The organism is Methanobrevibacter sp. (genome assembly GCF_045114555.1).
GTDB lineage: Archaea > Methanobacteriota > Methanobacteria > Methanobacteriales > Methanobacteriaceae > Methanobrevibacter.
The window spans coordinates 1-20,901 of the sequence record NZ_JBGUKT010000029.1; the positions used below are offsets into that span (position 1 = coordinate 1).

General features: G+C 31.7%; 20 protein-coding genes and 5 tRNA genes. 4 read left to right on the plus strand and 21 right to left on the minus strand.

Translation table 11 applies throughout. From position 1 onward, the window contains the following. Positions 1-7: 7 nt before the first annotated feature. From ACJMLB_RS06815 to tpiA, 9 genes are all read right to left on the minus strand, one after another. Positions 8-81 (minus strand) — tRNA-Lys (locus tag ACJMLB_RS06815). Positions 82-133: 52 nt separating this feature from the next. After that, positions 134-205 (minus strand) — tRNA-Asp (locus tag ACJMLB_RS06820). Positions 206-357: 152 nt separating this feature from the next. Then, positions 358-431: transfer RNA gene (locus ACJMLB_RS06825), tRNA-Tyr, on the minus strand. Positions 432-442: 11 nt separating this feature from the next. Further along, positions 443-517: transfer RNA gene (locus tag ACJMLB_RS06830), tRNA-Pro, on the minus strand. A 141-nt stretch (positions 518-658) separates the two neighbouring features. After that, a tRNA-Thr gene (locus ACJMLB_RS06835) sits at positions 659-732 on the minus strand. 240 nt (positions 733-972) lie between these two features. Further along, the gene (gene thiE / locus ACJMLB_RS06840; RefSeq protein WP_405324754.1) at positions 973-1,602 is read right to left on the minus strand and encodes a thiamine phosphate synthase; all 630 of its coding nucleotides are present in this window, start codon (positions 1,600-1,602) and stop codon (positions 973-975) included. Between the two features lie 41 nt (positions 1,603-1,643). Beyond that, positions 1,644-2,543 (minus strand): hydroxyethylthiazole kinase, encoded by a 900-nt coding sequence (gene thiM, locus ACJMLB_RS06845; RefSeq protein WP_405324756.1) that lies wholly within the window; start codon positions 2,541-2,543, stop codon positions 1,644-1,646. Positions 2,544-2,809: 266 nt separating this feature from the next. After that, positions 2,810-4,042, minus strand: coding sequence for a phosphoglycerate kinase (locus ACJMLB_RS06850; protein ID WP_295607910.1), 1,233 nt, complete (start codon positions 4,040-4,042; stop codon positions 2,810-2,812). Between the two features lie 56 nt (positions 4,043-4,098). Continuing rightward, on the minus strand, positions 4,099-4,773 hold the full coding sequence (gene tpiA, locus ACJMLB_RS06855; RefSeq protein WP_295607833.1) for a triose-phosphate isomerase: 675 nt from the start codon (positions 4,771-4,773) through the stop codon (positions 4,099-4,101). 199 nt (positions 4,774-4,972) lie between these two features. Between tpiA and twy1 the strand changes: the two genes are divergently transcribed. Continuing rightward, positions 4,973-5,887, plus strand: a complete 915-nt coding sequence (gene twy1 / locus ACJMLB_RS06860; RefSeq protein ID WP_405324759.1) for a 4-demethylwyosine synthase TYW1 — start codon at positions 4,973-4,975, stop codon at positions 5,885-5,887. Positions 5,888-6,028: 141 nt separating this feature from the next. On the opposite strand, the gene sucC is transcribed toward twy1, so the two are convergent. The 9 genes from sucC to ACJMLB_RS06905 form a co-directional block, all read right to left on the minus strand. After that, positions 6,029-7,156 carry an ADP-forming succinate--CoA ligase subunit beta gene (gene sucC, locus ACJMLB_RS06865; protein ID WP_405324761.1) on the minus strand — a complete coding sequence of 376 codons (1,128 nt, stop codon included), beginning with the start codon at positions 7,154-7,156 and terminating at the stop codon, positions 6,029-6,031. Between the two features lie 316 nt (positions 7,157-7,472). Continuing rightward, a complete protein-coding gene (locus tag ACJMLB_RS06870) occupies positions 7,473-8,018 on the minus strand; it encodes a 2-oxoacid:ferredoxin oxidoreductase subunit gamma (protein ID WP_295607839.1) in 546 nt (181 codons plus the stop codon). Between the two features lies 1 nt (position 8,019). Further along, a complete protein-coding gene (locus tag ACJMLB_RS06875) occupies positions 8,020-8,880 on the minus strand; it encodes a 2-oxoacid:ferredoxin oxidoreductase subunit beta (protein ID WP_405324763.1) in 861 nt (286 codons plus the stop codon). Positions 8,881-8,888: 8 nt separating this feature from the next. Then, on the minus strand, positions 8,889-10,019 hold the full coding sequence (locus ACJMLB_RS06880; RefSeq protein ID WP_405324765.1) for a 2-oxoacid:acceptor oxidoreductase subunit alpha: 1,131 nt from the start codon (positions 10,017-10,019) through the stop codon (positions 8,889-8,891). Continuing rightward, complete coding sequence (locus ACJMLB_RS06885) at positions 10,020-10,226, minus strand: ferredoxin family protein (protein ID WP_295607848.1); 207 nt, start codon at positions 10,224-10,226, stop codon at positions 10,020-10,022. 343 nt (positions 10,227-10,569) lie between these two features. Next, the gene (locus tag ACJMLB_RS06890) at positions 10,570-10,941 is read right to left on the minus strand and encodes a dihydroneopterin aldolase family protein (RefSeq protein ID WP_296856588.1); all 372 of its coding nucleotides are present in this window, start codon (positions 10,939-10,941) and stop codon (positions 10,570-10,572) included. Positions 10,942-11,048: 107 nt separating this feature from the next. Continuing rightward, complete coding sequence (locus ACJMLB_RS06895) at positions 11,049-11,813, minus strand: class E sortase (protein ID WP_296856590.1); 765 nt, start codon at positions 11,811-11,813, stop codon at positions 11,049-11,051. Between the two features lie 249 nt (positions 11,814-12,062). Next, a complete protein-coding gene (locus ACJMLB_RS06900) occupies positions 12,063-13,691 on the minus strand; it encodes a hypothetical protein (protein WP_405324768.1) in 1,629 nt (542 codons plus the stop codon). Positions 13,692-13,930: 239 nt separating this feature from the next. Continuing rightward, positions 13,931-14,872, minus strand: coding sequence for an archaetidylserine synthase (locus tag ACJMLB_RS06905; protein ID WP_295607860.1), 942 nt, complete (start codon positions 14,870-14,872; stop codon positions 13,931-13,933). 636 nt (positions 14,873-15,508) lie between these two features. Here ACJMLB_RS06905 and ACJMLB_RS06910 point away from each other — a divergent pair. The 3 genes from ACJMLB_RS06910 (at position 15,509) to rnhB (ending at position 18,478) form a co-directional block, all read left to right on the plus strand. Then, complete coding sequence (locus ACJMLB_RS06910; protein WP_295607863.1) at positions 15,509-16,264, plus strand: hypothetical protein; 756 nt, start codon at positions 15,509-15,511, stop codon at positions 16,262-16,264. A 266-nt stretch (positions 16,265-16,530) separates the two neighbouring features. Then, on the plus strand, positions 16,531-17,601 hold the full coding sequence (locus tag ACJMLB_RS06915) for a rod shape-determining protein (RefSeq protein WP_295607865.1): 1,071 nt from the start codon (positions 16,531-16,533) through the stop codon (positions 17,599-17,601). A gap of 217 nt (positions 17,602-17,818) precedes the next feature. Then, positions 17,819-18,478, plus strand: coding sequence for a ribonuclease HII (gene rnhB / locus ACJMLB_RS06920; protein ID WP_298537531.1), 660 nt, complete (start codon positions 17,819-17,821; stop codon positions 18,476-18,478). 119 nt (positions 18,479-18,597) lie between these two features. Here rnhB and ACJMLB_RS06925 read toward each other — a convergent pair whose 3' ends face one another. The 3 genes from ACJMLB_RS06925 to ACJMLB_RS06935 form a co-directional block, all read right to left on the minus strand. Next, positions 18,598-19,221 (minus strand): IMP cyclohydrolase, encoded by a 624-nt coding sequence (locus ACJMLB_RS06925; protein WP_405324771.1) that lies wholly within the window; start codon positions 19,219-19,221, stop codon positions 18,598-18,600. A gap of 193 nt (positions 19,222-19,414) precedes the next feature. Beyond that, on the minus strand, positions 19,415-19,822 hold the full coding sequence (locus ACJMLB_RS06930) for a biopolymer transporter ExbD (protein WP_295607874.1): 408 nt from the start codon (positions 19,820-19,822) through the stop codon (positions 19,415-19,417). A 16-nt stretch (positions 19,823-19,838) separates the two neighbouring features. After that, positions 19,839-20,678: a MotA/TolQ/ExbB proton channel family protein gene (locus ACJMLB_RS06935; RefSeq protein WP_295607876.1), complete on the minus strand. Its 840-nt coding sequence runs from the start codon at positions 20,676-20,678 to the stop codon at positions 19,839-19,841. Between the last annotated feature and the right edge of the window lie 223 nt (positions 20,679-20,901).

A 20,901-nucleotide genomic window follows, 5' to 3' on the forward strand; every position in this document is an offset into this window, starting at 1 on the left:
ATCAGAGCGGGCCCGACGGGAATTGAACCCGCGGCCGCTTGGTTAAAAGCCAAGCGCTCTGCCAGACTGAGCTACGGGCCCTGATTAAACAAATGAAATACAATGTGGCTATCTTACTTAACTTATAGTTAAGCGCCCTGGCCGGGATTTGAACCCGAGTCGCGGGCTCGACAGGCCCACATGATAGCCCCTACACCACCAGGGCAAACTATGTGAGTATAAATTATACTCATTAAAATAATATATTTATTATTATATATAAATGTTTCTACCTATCGTACTTTGAAATAAATTGAAATTTAAAAAATCAAATTTCAAAATAAAAATCAATACGATAAAATAGATATAATAATAAAATCCCGACTGCCGGACTTGAACCAGCAACATTTGGATCTACAGTCCAACGCTCTGCCAAATTGAGCTAAGTCGGGTAGATACAAAGTGGGACCACCCGGATTTGAACCGGAGTCTCAGGCTCCCAAAGCCCAAAGGATCGACCAAGCTACCCTATGGTCCCAACAATATTTATACAACATACTTATTTTATATTACCATAATATATAAATGTTTTGGTAAATCATATAACTGATTAGTAAAATTATATAACCGATTAAATAAATCATATAACTGACTCAAATTACAGAATCAGATTATATAAAGCCCCGGACGGGAATTGAACCCGCGACCACGAGATTACAAGTCTCGCGCTCTACCAGACTGAGCCACCGAGGCAATGAAAAATTAAAAAGAGAACCAATATCCAAATGGAATGTTCGGCATAGGAATATTCCATTAAAATATTCAACAATAGTAATTAGTAAAATATCATTTAAATAGTTTACTATTGAATCTATTTTCTTTAAATTAAAATAAATTAGAAATAGAGAAAATAAAAAGAAAAATAGAAAAAGTGAAAAAATCAAGAAAAAATATTGCAATGAATGCAATAAAAAACGAAGAAAAGAAAAGAAATTAAGAGAAATAAATTTCCTTTAATTTTTTTGAAGCCTCTTTTGGATCTTCTGCACTCATTATAGCGCTGACAACTGAAAATCCTGCAATGCCACTATCCTTCAATGAACTGGCATTTTCTACAGTGATTCCACCAATTGCCACTACAGGAATATCAATTGAATCTACAATTTCCTTTAATTCCTCTTTTGATACTGAATCTGCATCATCCTTAGTTGCTGTAGGAAAAACAGCACCAGAACCTATATAATCTGCACTATCATTCTCAGCTTTTTTAGCCTCTTCAACAGTTGAAGCAGAGACACCTAATATCTTGTCCTCGCCAATTATCTCACGAGCGATATCTGCAGGCATATCATCTTGGCCAATATGAACACCTTCACTATCAATTGCAAGCGCAATATCAATTCTATCATTAATCAACAAGGGAACACCATATCTGTGGGTAATTTCCTTAACTCTTAAAGCCAAGTCATAGAATTCCTTAGTTGAGGCAGTCTTTTCACGAAGCTGGACAACAGTGGTTCCGCCTTTAATGGCTTCTTCAATAATGTTTAAAAATTCCTCATCAGTTTTATTCCTTCGGTCTGTAACCAAATAAACTGAATAGTCAATATCCTCTTTTTTCATTTAACCAACTTTCCTATTTATTAGATGTGAACAGAGGTTATTTAGATGTTGATTTCAAATAAATTGGCTCTTTCCACTAATTCTTCAGCAGTCAATTTATATAGATTGTCAATTAATAATGTTCTGAAGCTGCCGGTACCCAAATCATTCTTCCTTACATAATCTGCAGCATTTTCACCTGCAACTGCCATCAATGCACATGCAGTAATTCCTCCAATCAATGGTTCATTAGCACCTACATATGATCCCATGATTGTAGTTAACATACAGCCGCTACCAGTAATGAGAGGCATCATCTCATCACCATTTTCAAGACCGAAGGTCACATCACCATCTGAAATAATATCAATAGGTCCGCTTGCAATAACAACAGTATTTAATTCCTTAGCCAATTCTTTTACAAGCAATCCATTAACAGCCAAATTATCCTTAGAAATAACATCACTTGCTGCTACATCCACTCCTTTAGCTACAGAATCATTGCTTTCATCAAGATTAATCAATTTAGTAATGGCTTTGATTTCAGACATGTTTCCTCTAATTAATGCAAGAGGATAATTTTCAACAATTTCCTTTGTCATGTCATTTCTTAAAGCACTTACACCTGCACCTACTGGATCAAATATGATAGGTTTATCGATTTCCTTAGCTTGGTTTGCACTGTTTCTCATCAATTCATTCTGAGCTTTGCTTAATGTTCCAATATTTATTACAAAAGCGCTTGCAATATTTACTATTTCTCCACCTTCTTCAGCACCATTGGACATGATTGGTGATGCTCCAATAGCTAATGCTGCATTCGCACAATCAGTAACTGTAACAAAATTGGTAATGCAAAAGGTCAAAGGAGAAATCTCCTTAACATTTTTTAAAGCGTCTTGAAATCCATTTAATGCGTTTTTTACATTTTCACTGTCAGAAATTATAATTTCATCTGTCATTTTATAACCTTTAGAATCTTAAATTTTTTTCAACATTCTTATCTTTTATCTTTATTTTTATATAAAGTTTTGTATAATTTATCATGATTATTCATTATAAATTATTATGAAATTTTTAAAAAGTATTTAAAATAACTCGAAAATATGGTAAAAATCATTAAAAATTTTTATGAAAAACAATGCATTGAATAAAAAAATAAGAATACTTTTAAAAAAAGAAATAAAAAAGAAATGAAAAAATAGAGAAGGAAAAATAATTTTAAAAATTATTTATTTTCAAATAATTCCTTAGACTCTTCAAGAGCTACAACTGCAGGCAATGGATTACCAGCTAACATATCAATGGAAGCTCCACCACCACTACTGATATGGTCCATCTTATCGCCATAACCTAAATTAACGGTAGCTGCTGCAATATGTCCCCCACCAATAACTGAAAATCCTTTTGAAGAAGCAATTGCATTGATGATGTCTTCAGTACCGATTGCAAATTTAGGGTCTTCAAACACACCAGCAGGACCATTTGCAAAAATGGTTTTTGCCTCTCTTAAAATCTTGGAATATTTTATCAGTGAATCTCTACCAATGTCAAAAATGGAAGCATCAGGAATGTTTTCAATAGTTACATCTGCCCTATCACCTTGAACACTTACTGCAACATCAGTAGGATAAACAATCTTATCACCAAACCTTTCAATAAGGTCTCTGCATTTATCCACCATATCCAAATATCCTCTTGATTCAATGAAGTTCTTGTTGGTGGATTTGATATCATAACCTGCTGCCCAAATGAATATATTAGCAACAAGACCTGAAACAAGGACATAATCCGCTGTGCCGTTTTCTAAAACGTTTTCAGTAACTGTAATTGAATCGTCTGCCTTCATTCCACCTAAAGCGAAAACACAAGGATGCTGAACATTCTCTAAAGCATTACCAATAACTGTCAATTCCTTTTCCATTACTCTACCTGCTGCTGATGGAACAGTTCTTGTAAATCCAACCAAGGATGTTTGAGACCTGTGTGCTGCAGCAAATGCATCATTTACAAAATAATCAACTAAAGGAGCCAATGTTTTTACAAGCACAGAAGTGGCTTCCTCTTCAGCAGAACGTTTCAATTGCTCTTCTGAAAAGAACCTGACATTTTCCAAAAGTAAAATTTGCCCTGGCTCTAAAGCTATAATTGATTCCCTTGCCTTAGATGAGAAAATGGAATCAACATATTTCACTTCCAAACCGACCGCTCTAGATAAAACGACAGCATGTTGCTCTAATGTGGTAAAATCATCTTTACCTGGACGACTTTGGTGAGCGAGAATAACAGTTTTTGCACCTTTCATAGATAATTCCTTAATGGTTTCAGCATGCAATTTCATACGGGTATCATCTAAAATGATTCCAGAATTAGGATCTACAGGAGAGTTGATGTCAATCCTAACTAAAACTGTTTTGCCATTTACATCAAAATCATCAATAGTATTAAAGTTAGCCATAATTTCACTCAATAATAATCATTAAAAATAAATTAATTAAAAACAATTAAATAACATTATTAAATTTTACTTACCAAATCCAATAATGCATCTTTAGGACTTTCAGCCTTAATGATTCCAGAAGCTAAAAGAACACCTTCAGCACCTAATTCAATAGCTGCAGCCATATCTTCACCAGTGGAAATACCAGCACCACATAAGACTTGAACATCTTTATTGATAGCTTTCACTTTAGATACGCTGCCTTCCACAACTTCAGGATCTGCTTTTGAAACAGGAATTCCAGTACCGATAAGTTCAGGAGGTTCCACTGCAACATAAGTTGGAGCAAGGGTTGCAGCTGCCACACTTGTTTCAATATTATTGGTACATACACAGGAAATGAGTTCTGCTTCTTTTGTCTTTTTAACAACTTCTGCAATATCTGCAAGAGTCATTCTGCATTCAGAGTGGTTCAATAAAGTCCCATCTATACCGCTTGCTACAAAATTTTCAAATAAGTTGCTTCCAGTATGACCTCCAGGAGATACTGCATCAATATGTTGAGATAAAACAGGAATACTGGTTTCCTCTTTAATTCTATAAATATCAATAGCTTGTGGTACAGCAACCATGGTCACTCCAGATTCTTCACCAGCACTTTCTAAAGCATTCGCCAAGTCCAATGCCTTTTGACCACTTGATTCCAAATAAGTTTTAAAATTTAATATAACAACAGGTGTTTTAAGACTCAAATCAAATCCTCCTTAAAAACTATAATTAAATAATATCTAGCATTTATGCATCAAACATTTATGCATCTAAGATTTATGCATTTTAGTATGATAAATAATAAATAGAATAATTAAAAAAATTATTACTATATTAATAAAATATATATTCTTAATTATATTTAAATTATTTTAATCAACAAAAAAATCAAAAAGGATTAATATGGCATTCACTAAGGAAGAACAAGAAAAATTGGAATACAGCGGTTATAGATTTGTAGGAGAGCACGGACATGCTGCTGCAAAAATCTGTCATTGGACTAGAAAAAGCATGGTAAATGAAGGAGTATGCTATAAAGAACAATTCTATGGAGTTCAATCCCACAGATGTCTTCAAATGTCTCCAGCTGTACCATTCTGTAACCAGAAATGCTCTTTTTGCTGGAGAGACTTGAGCCAGACAAGAATTGAATGGGAAGGGGAATACGACGACCCGAAAACAATCATTGAAGGTGCCATAAAAGCACAAAACAACCTCCTCTGTGGTTTTGGAGGAAATAAAAAGGCAGATAAGAAAAAGCTAGAAGAAAGCAAGAAACCAACAAATGCAGCTATTTCACTTGCTGGAGAGCCAACATTATATCCTGAAATTGATGAGCTTTTAGCTGAATTCCATAGACAGGATTTCACAACATTTTTAGTGAGCAATGGAATGTATTGGGAAAAACTTGGAAGCCTTGAAAACGAACCAACTCAACTGTATGTTTCCTTAGATGCACCTAACGAGAAAGTGTATAAAGAACTTTGTAACCCTCAAATAAATGATGCTTGGAGCAATTTAAACAAAACACTTGAATTAATGAACAGTTTTGATAGCCGTACAGCTATTAGAATCACTTCCGTTAAGGGCAAAAACATGATTAACACTGATGAATATGCAAAATTAATCAATAAGGCTAATCCAAAATATGTTGAAGTGAAAGCATACATGTTTGTAGGATCTTCAAGAAAACGTTTAAGTCTTGACAATATGCCATCAAATCAGGAAGTTCGTGACTTTGCTCAAGAAATAGCTGATAAAACTGGCAGAGAATTAACTAAAGAGTCTGAAGTCAGCAGAGTTGTTTTATTGGAATAAAAAACATCCTATTTTTTAAAAAAAGTTAAATTAAAAAATTAGAACTATAAAAATTGAAAAAAACTTAAAGCCATTAAAACAACTTAAAGATATTGAAAAAAGTATTTTGAAATATTAAAAAAAGAAAAATAAGAAGAGTAGCTATTTAGCTTCTGCTTCTTTTGCTTTAATCTCTTCACACATTGCAACTGCTTTTTTAGCAGCTTCTTCTAATGAGATTTCATAAGGAATGCCTGCTTCTTCGAGTAATCTTTGACCTTCCTCTTCATTTGTACCAGTAAGTCTTGTTACAATGTTTACATCCCATTTATTGTCTTCTAAAGCTGCAATTACACCTCTTGCAACATCATCCGCTCTGGTAATACCCCCTAAAACATTAAGGAATACCACTTTTACAGGAGGGTAATTTAAAACTAAATTCAAAGCTTTTTTAATGGATTCATCAGATGCTCCACCACCGATATCCAAGAAGGTAGCTGGTTTTCCACCGAATAATGTTACCATATCCATACCGGTCAAGGTCAATCCTGCACCGTTTCCAATAACTGCAATGTCACCATCAAGCTTTACAAAAGCAAAGTCCTTTTTCTTGAATCTGTTTTGTTTTACTTGATCTTGATGACGGAATAAAGCATCATTTTCAATTTCCAATTTTGCATCAGCAGCAATCAATCCATCATCAGTTAAGATGAGAGGGTTGATTTCAGCAACTTCAGCATCATATTTATCATAAACATTATAGAGTTTCCAAATAATGTCACCGATTTTAGACACTAACTCAGAGCCTACACCCATTTTACGAGCTATTTCACGAGCTTCATAAGGCAAGAACTCTTTCAATGGATTTACATTATATCGGATAATCTTTTCAGGTGATGTCTTTGCCAATTCTTCAATTTCCACTCCACCTTCAGCACTTGCCATGATAATTGGAGTTCTGTTAGCTCTGTCATTTGAAACACTTAAGAAGAATTCCCTTTGAATATTCGCTTTTTCTTCAATGAGCAAGTGTTTTACTTTTTCACCTTTAATCTCTAACTTTAATAAGTCATTTGCGATTTGGAATGCTTCACCAGGGTTGTCTGCAAACTTAATACCTCCTGCTTTACCTCTTCCACCAACTAAAACTTGAGATTTGAGTACAACAGGCCTACTAAATTCAGTAGCTACTTCCATTGCTTCTTCAGGAGAGTATACAACATGCCCTTCTAAAATTTTAATTCCTTCACTTTCAAAAACCTTTTTTGCACTATGTTCAAAAAACTTCATTTTTCTCACTCTTATTTAATAAGCATGAAAATTAGTATGAATTTTAAAAATACTTATGAATATTAAAATAAATTAAAAAGATAAATGTCCTATGAAAAATTTTTGTAAATATATTATAAATATATTGCAATAGAACTGATGTATTATCTTAAACATAATATAATATGTTATTTCTTATTATTAAAATTATTTATAAAAAATAGTGAAAATTGAATTAAAAAATTAAAAAATTAATAGAAATAATAAAAATAAGAAATAATAAAAATAATTCAAAAATTATTTGAAATATTAAAAAAATAAAAAATGATAAAAATATTTAAAGCAAAGCGTATCCTGCTTCAAATGCTTGAATATTCTTATCTTCAGTGCCTTTTGGTACACTGTCTAAAATAGCTTGTTTTGCTGCATCAACTGAAACAACTTCAGTGACCTTAACAATTGCACCAATCATTACAATGTTTGCAACTATTCTAAGTCCTACATCTTCAGTTGCAGTCTTAGTTGCAGGTGCTCTGTAAAGCTTGATCTTATGCTCTTTTACAAAATCAACTATCTCTTCTTCAACAATCATGTCTGGATCGATAATCAAGACTCCTTCATCCTTCAAATCCCCCATATACTTGATTAAAGCTTCATGAGACATAGCAACCAAAATGTCTGGACTGGTTACTTTAGGATAGTCGATTTCATCATCATCAATAACAACTTCAGTTCTGGAAGCCCCTCCACGAGCTTCAGGACCGTAGGATTGGGTTTGAACAGCATTTTTATTATCAAAGAGTGAAGCAGCCTTACCAATGATAACTCCTGCCATGATTACTCCTTGACCACCAAAACCAGCTATACGAACTTCAGTTCTCATCTTAATCCAACTCCTCAAATGCAGATTTAATAGCTAATGGCTTGTCTGAATTCTCTTCAGCCAATGCCTTGATGTTATCAGTTAATTCAGCATGTGGATTATTAGCAAATTCACCAACAATGATTTTTCCTTCCAATTCAGCCTCATCCATCTTTTCTGCTCTTCTTTTATTGATACTGTTTTCCTTGATCCATTGGAACATTTGCAATGGAGTTTTCATCTTGTTTTTACGTCCGAAGTAAGTTGGACATTGGGAAACAACTTCAATAAATGAGAAACCTTCATTTTCCAAACCTTTTTGAATAGCTTTGGATAATTGGAGAGGATGGGTAGTGGTCCATCTAGCAACATAAGATGCACCAGCTGCACTTACAAGTTCAGCTAAATTAAAAGGCATATCCCTTGAGCCGTAAGGTGCAGTTGTACCAAAGCTTCCTTTAGGGGAAGTTGGACTGATTTGACCACCAGTCATACCATAAATATTATTGTTGATACAGATTACAGTAAGATTAATGTTTCTTCTTGCAGCATGAATCAAATGATTTCCACCAATGGATGCTGCATCCCCATCACCAGTGAATACAACAACGTCCAAGTCAGGGTTTCCCACCTTAAGACCAGTTGCAAAGCTTAAAGCTCTTCCGTGAGTTGTGTGGAGTGAATCACATTTTGCATAACCAGGGATTCTTGAAGAGCAACCGATACCTGAAACCATAGCAACATTTTCAAAATCAATATCGGTTCCTTCTAAACCTCTAAAGAAGGTGCTCATAACAGTACCGTTTCCACAGCCTGGACAAAATATGTGTGGCAATCTTTCTTCTCTAAGATATTTTTTATATGGGCTTTCCTTTTCTACCATTTTACCACCTATCCATTAATCTCCTTAATCTTATCGTAAATTTCATCAGGCTTATGAAGGATTCCTCCAATCTTGCCAATCAAGTGAACATTAGCTTCACCATGTGCCGCCCTTTCAACTTCATGGACAATTTGTCCTAAATTCATTTCAGGAACAATTATGTCATTTGCAGTTTTAGCGATTTCAGCAATTTCATCTTCTGGGAAAGGCCATGGAGTGTCAATTTTAAGAGATCCTACTTTTATGCCTTCTTCTCTTGCCTTCTTCATAGCAGCTCCAACAGAACGGTATGGAGAACCACATGATACAATAACGATGTCTGCATCATCACAATTTTCCTTTTTAACGGAACAGATATCTTTTCTGTGCATTAAAACTTTATTGCATAATCTTTCAACTAATTGAGTATGAGTGTCTGGATCGTTAGTGTCGGGATAACCCCTCTCATCGTGAGTGAGTCCAGTGACGTGAATATTGAATCCATCACCAAAAGCAGGCATAGGAGTAGTTCCATCACAAGGAGCATCAAATGGCAAGTATTGACCATCTGCCTTTTCAGGTCTTTTACGAGCAACAATTTCAATATCATCAGGAATTATCAATTTTTCTCTCATATGCCCTACAACTTCATCAGCAAGAACAGTTACAGGAACTCTGTATTCCTCAGCTAAATTAAAAGCTTTGATGGTGAAATCAAAGAATTCCTGAACGGATGAAGGTGCTAAAGCAATAGGTTCATAATCCCCGTGAGAACCCCAACGAACTTGCATCATATCCGCTTGAGCAGACATGGTAGGTTGACCTGTGGATGGAGAACCTCTTTGAACGTTGATAATTACAATAGGAGTTTCTGTAATGAATCCATAACCTATATTTTCCTGCATTAATGAAATACCCGGGCCGGAAGTGGCAGTCATTGCTTTCATACCACTCCAGGAAGCTCCAATGATAGCTCCTGCAGATGCAATTTCATCCTCCATTTGAACAAAAGAACCCCCATATTTTGGAAGCAAAATAGACATTTGTTCTGCAATTTCAGTAGATGGAGTAATTGGGTAACCTGCAAAGAATCTGCAGTTTGCAGCTATTGCACCTAATGCGCAAGCCTCATTTCCTTGAACAAATCGCTCTTCCACCATTTATTCCACCTCTTTTTCAACATAAATAGCTTGATCAGGACAGGATACTTCACATAAACCACATTTAGTGCAACCTTCCTCATGTTCTGGGAAAGGAAGGTAAACATTTTTTGTGTTTACTTTGTCAGATTTTGAATAGACATTTTTAGGACAAGTAGCTATACAAATATCGCATCCTTTACAAAGCTTAGAATCTATAATAATCATTAAATCATCTCACATTCTTTGTATAGTTTGAAATAAATTAATTCAAATATTAAAATAAATACCTTATCGCTATTGTTTACCTTAAGATATTAATCATAATATTAATATATATGGCAGTGTTTATTTAAATAATTTAGTATATTTAAACTAAATAATTAAAAAAATAGGAATTATCTAAAATAATTAAAATCATTAGAATAATTAAAAAAAATAAAAAAGTAGCTAAAAAAAGTTAAGTAGGAATATAAAATAATAAAAATCAATTATTGGATTATGAAAATAAAAATAGAAAAAATAAGAGATTGGAAAAAATAAGAGTTATAAAAAATAAGGACTAACCAAATTATTCAATTATCTCCTCAACAAACATTAAAGGATAATTAAGTTCTTCTATGAATTTGATTCGGATAACAGCCAAAACATCATCGACTTTTGAATATATTTTAACATCCAGCATATCCCCACTTAAAGATGTGTATTCAAATTCAGTCATTGCCTTATCCAATCTATCCAAATCAATTGAAACCTCTACCTTATCAATGCAAGGCTGCAAAGTGAAAGACTCTTCCATAGCTTTTTCCAAACTAGCAATATTGGTTTTATTAAAGGGAGTTCCTACGAATTGATGGAACAAAGCCCCCATACTAATGGCCCCTTCAAATATTGCCCTTTCCCTATTTGAAATATTAGAAAAATATTTTTCTTTAGTGTCCATAAAATACCTCAAAATAAATTAATTTCAAGTGAATATTAGAATAATTTTATTTTCATATGACTCTTAAAAAATTAATTTAAAAAATTAACTTAAAAAATTAAAAGAATTTAATTAATTCCCATTAAGCTATTTAACCATCCTAACTGATCAGCCCAAATTTGTGAAGATACTGGGAAAATGCAGAAATAAACCAGAACAATTGTAATAGCTATGACAACCGCTAAAATAATTTTTCGCTCATCAGCAGGAGTGAAATAGGATATTATAAGTCCAAATATTAAGAATCCTGCAGTAATGAACCATGCCCCATTAGCTTGAGGATTTTCTTCCAATGCTGTTTCATTGATGAAACTTGTAGAATTCAACTGAGCAGTTACAAGAAGTCTTTCAGCAGATGAGCCAATAGGATGGCAAGTTACTAACATCAATTCCTGATTATGGATATCTCCAGTTTCATGACTTTCATTTAAATCCAAATAATTAGCGGGGGATATTATCTTAGAATCTTTAACAGTGTAATTGATTTCACCGATTCCAGGCCATTCTAAAGTGACTACATCCCCTTTCTTAAGAGCATCTAAACGTAAAAATGGAGAGCCTTGCAATGTCCTATGACCAAATAAAACAGTATCTCCTTTAGTTGGAATGTTCGAAGTGGTGTCATACATTACCCCTTGAGATATGGAAACATTATTAATCTTTTCAAAGACTCCCAATGAAGGAATAATGATTACAGATGCATTCACATCATTAGATTCAGCTACATTCTTATATGAAAAGTAATTTACTTCTGTTAAGGCATATAACCCTATAATTAAGAAAGCAATGACTACAATGATTGTTGTAGGCTTTAAAAAACTCTTTATATCCATAAAAATCAACAACGAATTAAACTATTCTAAATTCAAAAATATTTGCAATAAATTTGCAAATAAAAACACTTAACATTAAATTTCATTAAATTTCTTAATATTACTTTGATATTTAATCTTAAATTTTAATCTTGATATTTTTTTATCTATTTTTCATATTTAATAAATTTATAATATTTTTGTTTGAAAAATGGATTGAAAAGATAAAAATAAAAAATTAAAAGAAAAAATGATAAAAATCAATGAAAATTATAATAAATCCAAAGAATTGTCCTGATATAAGTTTTCATAATATGTTTCATTCAATTCATTAACGACCCAGTCAGGAGCAAAATCTGTAGGAATTGTTAAAATTAAATTATCCATATTGTTGATGATGAAATTAACATCAGAATGAGGGACCTCTAGAAGAATAATATACTCTGAATCGAGATCACCCAAATTAGACATTCTTTCGAAATTAGACAATCTAACACCATAATTCATCAAATAAGAATCTAAAGCATCATCAACATTGTTTGAATTCAATACTGCAGATTTAAGAAGTTCTTCAACATCACTTGAATAGGAAACAGTGTTTTCAAATGGTTTTGTTTCATTTCCTTTAATGATTGTTCTTGATTTGGAAACAGTGCTATCAACTAAACCACTATCCTTAGAACGCAGGATAGCCAAAACTGTTGCTCCACTTACAATTGGGTCTTCTTCATTCTCTTCCAAAGTGCCATTAGCAATGGTTTCATTTGATTGCACTGAACTTACATTGCTATCCATACTATCATAATCATCCATATGCTCTGAAGAATTATCTCTTAAGCAGTAGACATCAACAACAGAACCTACAGAAATTAATCCTGCAGTAGCCTGAAGCCTTGTAAGAGAAATTGGAACAATGACTGTGTTGACTTTATTGAATTGAACATTTGATAGGATTTTAGCATCATTATCCTTAACAAAATCATTTGCATCTTTAACAGACATGATAATATTCTTATTTTCTCCATAAGACATCATCACTCTACCAAAATCATCCTTAGAAGATACAATCTTAGAACTATGATAAATTCTCCAATCCTTAGTGGCAAACCTTAAAACATCAATCGACTTGATTTCTTCAATATCATAAGATTGATCAATTCTATTCTTTAAAGTATAAGCATTTGAATTTAACTCTAAAGGCCCCTTATACAAGGCATTCAGCTCATTTAGCTTTGAATTTTTTTCCAAATTCAATTCGCTCTGAAATGGTTGATAAACAAAAAAGTAAAATACAGAGGATATTAACACTAAAAATATCAATAGAATAACCGCTTTAGCAAAAAATGATTTTGAAGCATCATTTTTATTCAATAGATTTTTTTTGAAATTTAAAAGATTCTCTTTAAGATTTTTCTTATCATCTTCCTTTAAATGATTATCCACAAAAAACTCATTTTGAGAATTTTTCATCCCATTAAACTTTTCATTAGAAGTATTTTTAAAATCACTTAGACCATTAGAATCTGGAGAATATATGTATTTGGAGTATTTTTCATCAAATTCATCCAAATCATTTTTGGCATCAGAATTATCCCTTGAATTGCCCCTTGAATTATTCCTTGAGTTAAGCCTTAAATTATCCTTTGAATTATTCCTTGAGTTATACCTTAAATTATCCTTAAGACTAAACTCATCATTATAAAATCCAGAACTAGAATGTGAATTATTCTTTAAGGGGGAATTTTCAGGAATTATAGAATCAAAACTTAAAAAATCCGAAGACTCTGACTTTTCATCATTCGTTTTATCATTAGATTTCTTTTTTACCCCCTTATTTTTTAATTTAATCTTAAACTTATCATTCTTAAATAAATTAAATCGATTTTTCCGATTAGTCATAGTTATCAAACCTAAAACGGAATGAGATAAAAATAGCAGAAAAAACAGGTTTTCAAAGAATTAATAGGATTAAATAAATTAAATGAATAAATTAAATTTCCCAATTGATGGAATAATAAAAATAGTTTGATAAAAAATTTAAAAAAAAGAAATTGGAATCAAAAAACTCGAAAATAAAATATAAAAAATAAAAAGTGAAGAAAGTTTTAAGAAATAATTAAGAAAATTACTTAATAAAACTATTCGTTTTCCACTTCACCAGTACTGATATTCAATAGTTTTTCCTCTTCCTCTTCTTCTTTATCTGACTTCTTAGCTTCACCAATAATTTCCCCTGAAGAAACCTTATTGATATTCTCTCTCATTGATTTGAAAGCATCTTTTGCAGAACTTAAGGAACCACTGACTTTATCAGCGGTTATTTCTCTAACTTGACCAATATTTCTATTAACATTTTCTGCAGTTAAAGCTTCTTCAGTATCAATGAAGAATTCTAAGAAGGTCATGAACATATAGACTAATGATAATACAAACAATGCTAAAGCTGGAAGATTTACAGCACCTATTGATACATTAATAGGTAAAATCAATAATAATATCATTACTGCTCCAAATCCAATAACATAATAATTGTCAACTTTAGGGTATCTGATTGTACTGATCATCAAATAAGCTGCAAACAACATTAATATTGCAGCAACTGCAACATTAAATAAACCGCTTAGGTAATAAGTTGCTATGATAATAGCTGTACCAGGTATTGGGAATCCAACAAATCCGTGGTAATTAATTTTATCTGAAATTACATTGTAACGAGTAAGTCTTAACATACCACAAACAAGTGTTAAAACAGCAATGATCGCCATTAAGTATCCTGCCCAGTCAGAGATTCCTAATCCTATATAATATAAGATGACTGAAGGCGCAACACCAAAAGATACAATATCTGCTAAGGAATCAATATTCTTACCAAAACCAAATTTATCATCACGATTAAGTTTTCTTGAAACCCATCCATCTACAGAGTCAAAAACAACTGCAACAAGTATGCACACTGATGCATATGTTAAATGATTGCCAATAACCATTAAAATAGCTAAAAATCCAAATACCAAATTCAATATTGAAATGACATCAGGAATAGCTAAAAAATATCCCATTCCTACACTTTTTAATCTCATAATTTGACTCCAAATAATATTTTAAATAAACTCCCTTATTAATTTTTTCAAAAAACGATTAATTGTTTTCTAAATCAATATAAAATAACAATACATTAGTTAAAAGTAATTTAATTAAAAAATTTAACTATATTTGAAAAATAAACTCAAATTAGCATTTTTAATTAAAATAATATATATTTTAAATAAAGTAAATATTCTAAATAAATTAAATTTTTTTACATGAATTCAATTCTACATTTTCACTATAACTTTACTTAAAAAATAAACAATTTTTACAAACTAGCATAATTCATTAAGCAATATTACATGAATATTGTTTTAATTCATTACTTAAATATTTACTCAATAGTATTTAATATATTCTATTATCTTATATTTAATTTTTTTTAAAAAAATAAACTGATTTATATAGGCCTATATAAAAACAAAATTTTATATTATAATAATGAAATATATTAAAATAGTATAGCATTAAAATTCTTGGTTTTAATTGAAAATAGTAATACGAACAATAATTTAAAATGAATATGCAAACAATAAACAGATAATTGATTCGAAAAAATCAAAGGATTTAAGAAAAAGGATTTAAGAAAAAGGATTCGACAATTAATTTAAACTCTATTAAGTGATTATATGATTGAAGACAGGATACAAATTCTCAGAAGAGCTGCAAAAGTTTCATCTAGAGAGAATAATGAACACGTATGGTGTGTCATCGCAGGTAATGAAAAGCTAGTTGATGATATAGCATACAATGCAATTACCGCTAAGGATAGAGTTCAAATTCTATTTAGAGAATCCATTAAGATTTTAGATAAATACACTTCAAAAAGATTTGATTGCTTAATGCTAAAAGGAGAGACACTGAAAATCAGCGAACTTAGAAACAGGTGCAATGAGAAAGGAGGGGCATCTGTAGAGATAACTAATGTGCATATTAATGAAGTGCCTAATCTATTGGTGATTGTTGGTCCCGAAGAATCAATGAAATCATTCAATGGAGAAACAAATAGGCAAAATACAAAAATAAACATTTTAGCTGAAGATCATACAAGCAGTTTTATTAAGGCTGAGCTTAATACAAGATTTAAATTGCCATCCTTTTTAAGAAGTACAGTGACCCCAATACTTGATATGAGCGATGTTGTTTTATCCGCAATCCTAGTTTCTGTAGTAGATGAAAATGATATTGAGCATGTTAAAGAAATTAGCCAAAACAATAGCTTATTTGGAATTGACTTAAAGAAAACAATCCAAGATAAAGAAAAGCAAAGAATCATTGAGAATGTGGAAGAAGATAAAATAGAAAATCAGGAAGAAGAGAAACAAGAAGAAAACACCAATCTAGACAACACCTTAGAATCACAAGAAGAAAATCAACTACAATAATTAATTAAACTTTTTACACACCCAACAAAAAAATCATATTTTTGACTATTTTTACATAATTCTTAAAATCTTTTCATAATTTTATACAAAAACTTATTATTAATAAAAATTATAAATAATTATTGTTAAAACATTAATTAATTTTATGAATATTTTAGTTGAATATTTCAATTCAAAAACATGAATTAATTAATAATTAAAAAAATAAAATCGATTAAATAATCTATTAAATGATTTAATTTAATTTTATCAATGGAGGAATAACTTTGAGTATTTTCGGAAATGAAGACGCTATTGAAATTGAACCAACAAGAGTTGTGAAAAATAGTTTAGGTATTGACTTAGGTACCTTAAACACAGTAATTGCAAAACCATCAGGAGACAAATTTGACTTATACCAAATTCCTTCTGTAGTTGCTGTAAAAAAAGATGACCCTTCCGCAGTACTTGCTGTTGGAGAAGAAGCTAAAAAAATGTTAGGCAGAACTCCAGAGGACATTGTTGCAGTAAGACCACTTAAAAAAGGAGTAATCGAAAACGTTGCACAAGCACAAGCATTACTCATTAGAGCTATGGAAATTGGTATTAACGAAGGAGAAACCGTGGGAAGAATTGTTATTGGAATTCCTGGAGACGCTTCTGAAGTAGAAAAAAATGCTGCTGAAGAAATAGGTAGAAAAGCTGGTGCTGAATACGTTTTAGTAGTCAGTGAAGGTTTAGCTGCAGCTATTGGTGCAGGATTGCCTATCGCAGAACCAAATGGAACCATGGTAATTGACATTGGTGCAGGATCTACTGATTTGGTGGTTATTTCCCTTGGTGGAATCAACGATATCGAAACCGTAAGAGTAGGTGGAGACGACATTGATAATAGAATCGTGGAATTGGTTGCAGAAAAATACAATGTTGCAATTAGCATTCACGATGCGGAAGCTGCAAAAATGGAAATTGGAATGATTCATTGCAGCGAAGAATTTGAAAACTTAAGTTATGAAGTTATTGGTAAATCCTTAGAAACTAACAGACCTAAAAAAGTTGTTATTGACTCAATGTTAGTTGCAGATGCAGTAGAACCAATCATCCAAGCAGTTGTTGGCGGATTAAACATTATCCTAGAAAGATTACCTGCAGAATTGATGATGGGAGTTTACAAAAATACTGTAGCAGTAGGAGGAAGTTCCAGATTAAGAGGTCTTAAAGAAAGAATTTATGATGAATCCGACATCCCAATTCAAATTTCTGATGACCCTATGACCGTAGTTGCAAAAGGAACTGCAATCGTAGCTGCTGAACCATTAGCTTTAGAACCGGAAGTACGTTTAAAAGCTATGAAATAAATTTAAACAATTTCAAGCGTTATTAATACGTATAATACTATGGATTGTCTTTACAATCCATAATATTCCTTTTAACACCAAAAACCAACACCATCAAAATTACTTCTTTTAAACTTTAAAATCTTATTTTATAAAAATTAATAAAACTGATATGTAACTATTTAATGAAAACTAAATAAAACTAAACTATTTAAATAATAAAACTGGATTTAATAATATGGATACACTAGGATTAGATGAAGCTGGAAGAGGCCCTGTTTTAGGCCCTATGGTTATGGCCGGTATTGTAATACCTGAGAAAAAAGAAAAGATCATTGAAAGAATGGGCGTGAAAGATTCTAAAAGATTAACTCCTAACAGAAGAGCTGTCCTATATCGTAAGTTAACTAAAATGTTCGATTATGAAACAGTGGTAATTACTGCAAAGGATATTGACACTTTAAGAGCAAAAGGAATTAATCTTAATCAAATAGAAAAACTAGCTATGAAAAAAATCATAAATACTCTTCGAGCAGATAGAATCATCATAGATGCTTTGGATGTTAAGGAAGGAAGACTTCAGGAGGAGATGGAAGAATATGTAGGCCATAGCTGTGAGGTCATTGCGGAACATAAGGCAGATGATAACTATCTTGCAGTTGGAGCAGCTTCAATCATTGCAAAAACAAAAAGGGACATGATTATTGAAGAAATAAATAAGCAGTACATCAGATCCACCAAAGATCGAGATGGAATCGGTTCAGGTTATCCAAGCGATCCAAAAACCAAAAACTTCTTGAAGAAATTTAAATATGATGAAATGCCAGATTTCGTTAGAAGAAGTTGGGGAACAGTCCAGAAAATAAAAGAAGCCGAAGAGGCTGAAAAATTAGAATAAGTTAAACTAAAATTGTTCAATGAAAAAAAATACAAAAATAAAAAAAATCCAATTTACCTAAATAAATTGGAAAGAATTTTGGTCAAGGTTTTTAGCCGAAGGCTAAAAAGCTTGGGGATTTATTCTGGATTGAAACCAGCAATTTTCCATTTTCCATCAAATATTGCTGCAACTGAAGAAACAGGATTTTCAAATTCAGCAAATGCACCTTCATCAAAAATGAACTTACATGCAGCATCAGGAGTTTCTGCAGAGAAAACAACATCTTCAGGAGTGTTTTTCTCATAAGTGGAAATGAATTGAGCTTTACCCTCTTCTATTTTTTCAACTAAGACTTTACTGTCAGTTACAATACCAATATAAGCTTCAAAATCCTCTTCATTTCCTTTAACTACTGCAGCAATTCTTGGAGTGTTGTAATCATCCTTTTCATAATCTAAAGTGATTAATGAATATGCCATTGCATCCCTGATATTCATTCCAATAGCTATCTTATCTGCAATAGGATTGGTTTGAGAACCGTTTGAAATAATTGCAATGTCACCTACAGTCTTTACACAATCATAAGCGATGTAAGAGTTTTTGAAAATATCTGTTTCAAACCCTTCCTTTGGAATGATAGCTGCTTCATCTTCAAGAACTTTTACTTGTCTGTTTGGAAAAGATCTGCTTGAAACTCTATAAGCGACATATGGTTTTCCATCTTCTGTTTTTCCTGCTGAAATAATTCTGCCTAAATACATTGTTTTACCCCAAATTAACTATAATATATAAAATCCAATAATTAAAAAATTTAGAAATTCTAAAATTAAAGAAATTTTAAAATTAAAAAAATTTTACTATTAAAAAATTAAAAAATAAAAAAATCATATTTTAAAAAAGCATTAAAATATGAAAAATTTGAAAATATTAAAAAAATTAAAATAAACTTTAAAATCACTCTGGCATATGAACTGCCTCTTGAGGAGTCATTCCAGAAGGTGCTTGAATATATATTGCATGTTCACTCGTTTTAATCTGAACATCACCCTCATCCAGCACTCTTGCATGAACACCGACAGCATTTCCTCTTATCTCAGAAGACATATCTACACCATTTACAACAACTTTCTGAAGTCCTGCAACAGGCAGCAAATAATACTCTGCATCTCCAGTAGTGTCAGTCATATTTGGCTTTCCAGTGCCTGTGCCAGTGTCATCACCAGTAACAGATGCAGCACCGAAAGTACTGGTCACTACTAAAAAGATAAGTAAAGTAAATAAAATGTCAATAAAAGGAACCAACTTGATTTCAGGCTCATCCCTACTCATCTTCTCCTTATGACGCTTAATGTCAATTGCCAATTTAACAGCCCCTTGATTATTGTCTTAATTTACTTTCAGTAATTTCAGATTTTACATCACATTTTTCCAATATGATATTACTTATACTCTTTTCAAGCATACTTGGCTTAAATGAAATTTGAATATTTGAATATGGATCAGAGATTTCCTTTACGCTAACAATACCTTCTGCTTCTTGAAGTGCTTCAATTACACAAGGCAACTTTTCATAAACTCTGATTTTAATTACAGCATAACTCCAATTAGTCATTTTAGTAGCTAATTCAATTTTATCCATTTCTGCATCAATTAAACCTTTGATATAAGTATATAATGGCATAAGAACAATAGCTACAGTTAAACCTGCAATAGTGGTAATAAGAGCAATGTAAATACCCTCTGCCATAGCTGCAGCATCAGGATTTACACCTAAATTCTTAAAGGTCATCCAAATACCTAATACAGTACCAATCAATCCTAAGAAAGGAGCAAGCTCGATAATGGTTTTTAATGCACTAATACCATTGGTCATTTTTGAGAGCTCCACAATGAAGATTTGCTCCATACTTTCTTCCACTTCTATCTTATTCTTATAACCAATTTTCAATGCTTCAGACATGATTCTTGAAACAGGGTTCTTATAGTGACTGATATTTTTTAAAGCTTCAATAGCTCCACCTTGTTCCATAGATGAGGTAATAGTCCCCATAATCTCTGTAGCATCAATTTTACTTATTTTTCTAAGGTAAAATATCTTTCTTATAGATATTAACAGACCATAGATACCAAGCAAAAGAATTATATAAGTGATAACTCCCCCACTTTGGAGCATCTCCATAATCATGTCAAATCCATTAATAAGACTTTCTATAATCATAATATCCTCTAAAGAATTAATTAATAATTAAATAATCTAATAAATTAATAATAAAACTGATTATTAATCATACTAATAATAAATTTATTATTTTTAATATAAAAGCATATTGTTAATTTTTAAAAAAAAATAAAGCATAATTGTTAATTTTTAAAAAAATTTCCAATAAATAACAAATTTTAGTGAATAATTACAAATTTCTGTAAATAAAAATTTCTGTAAA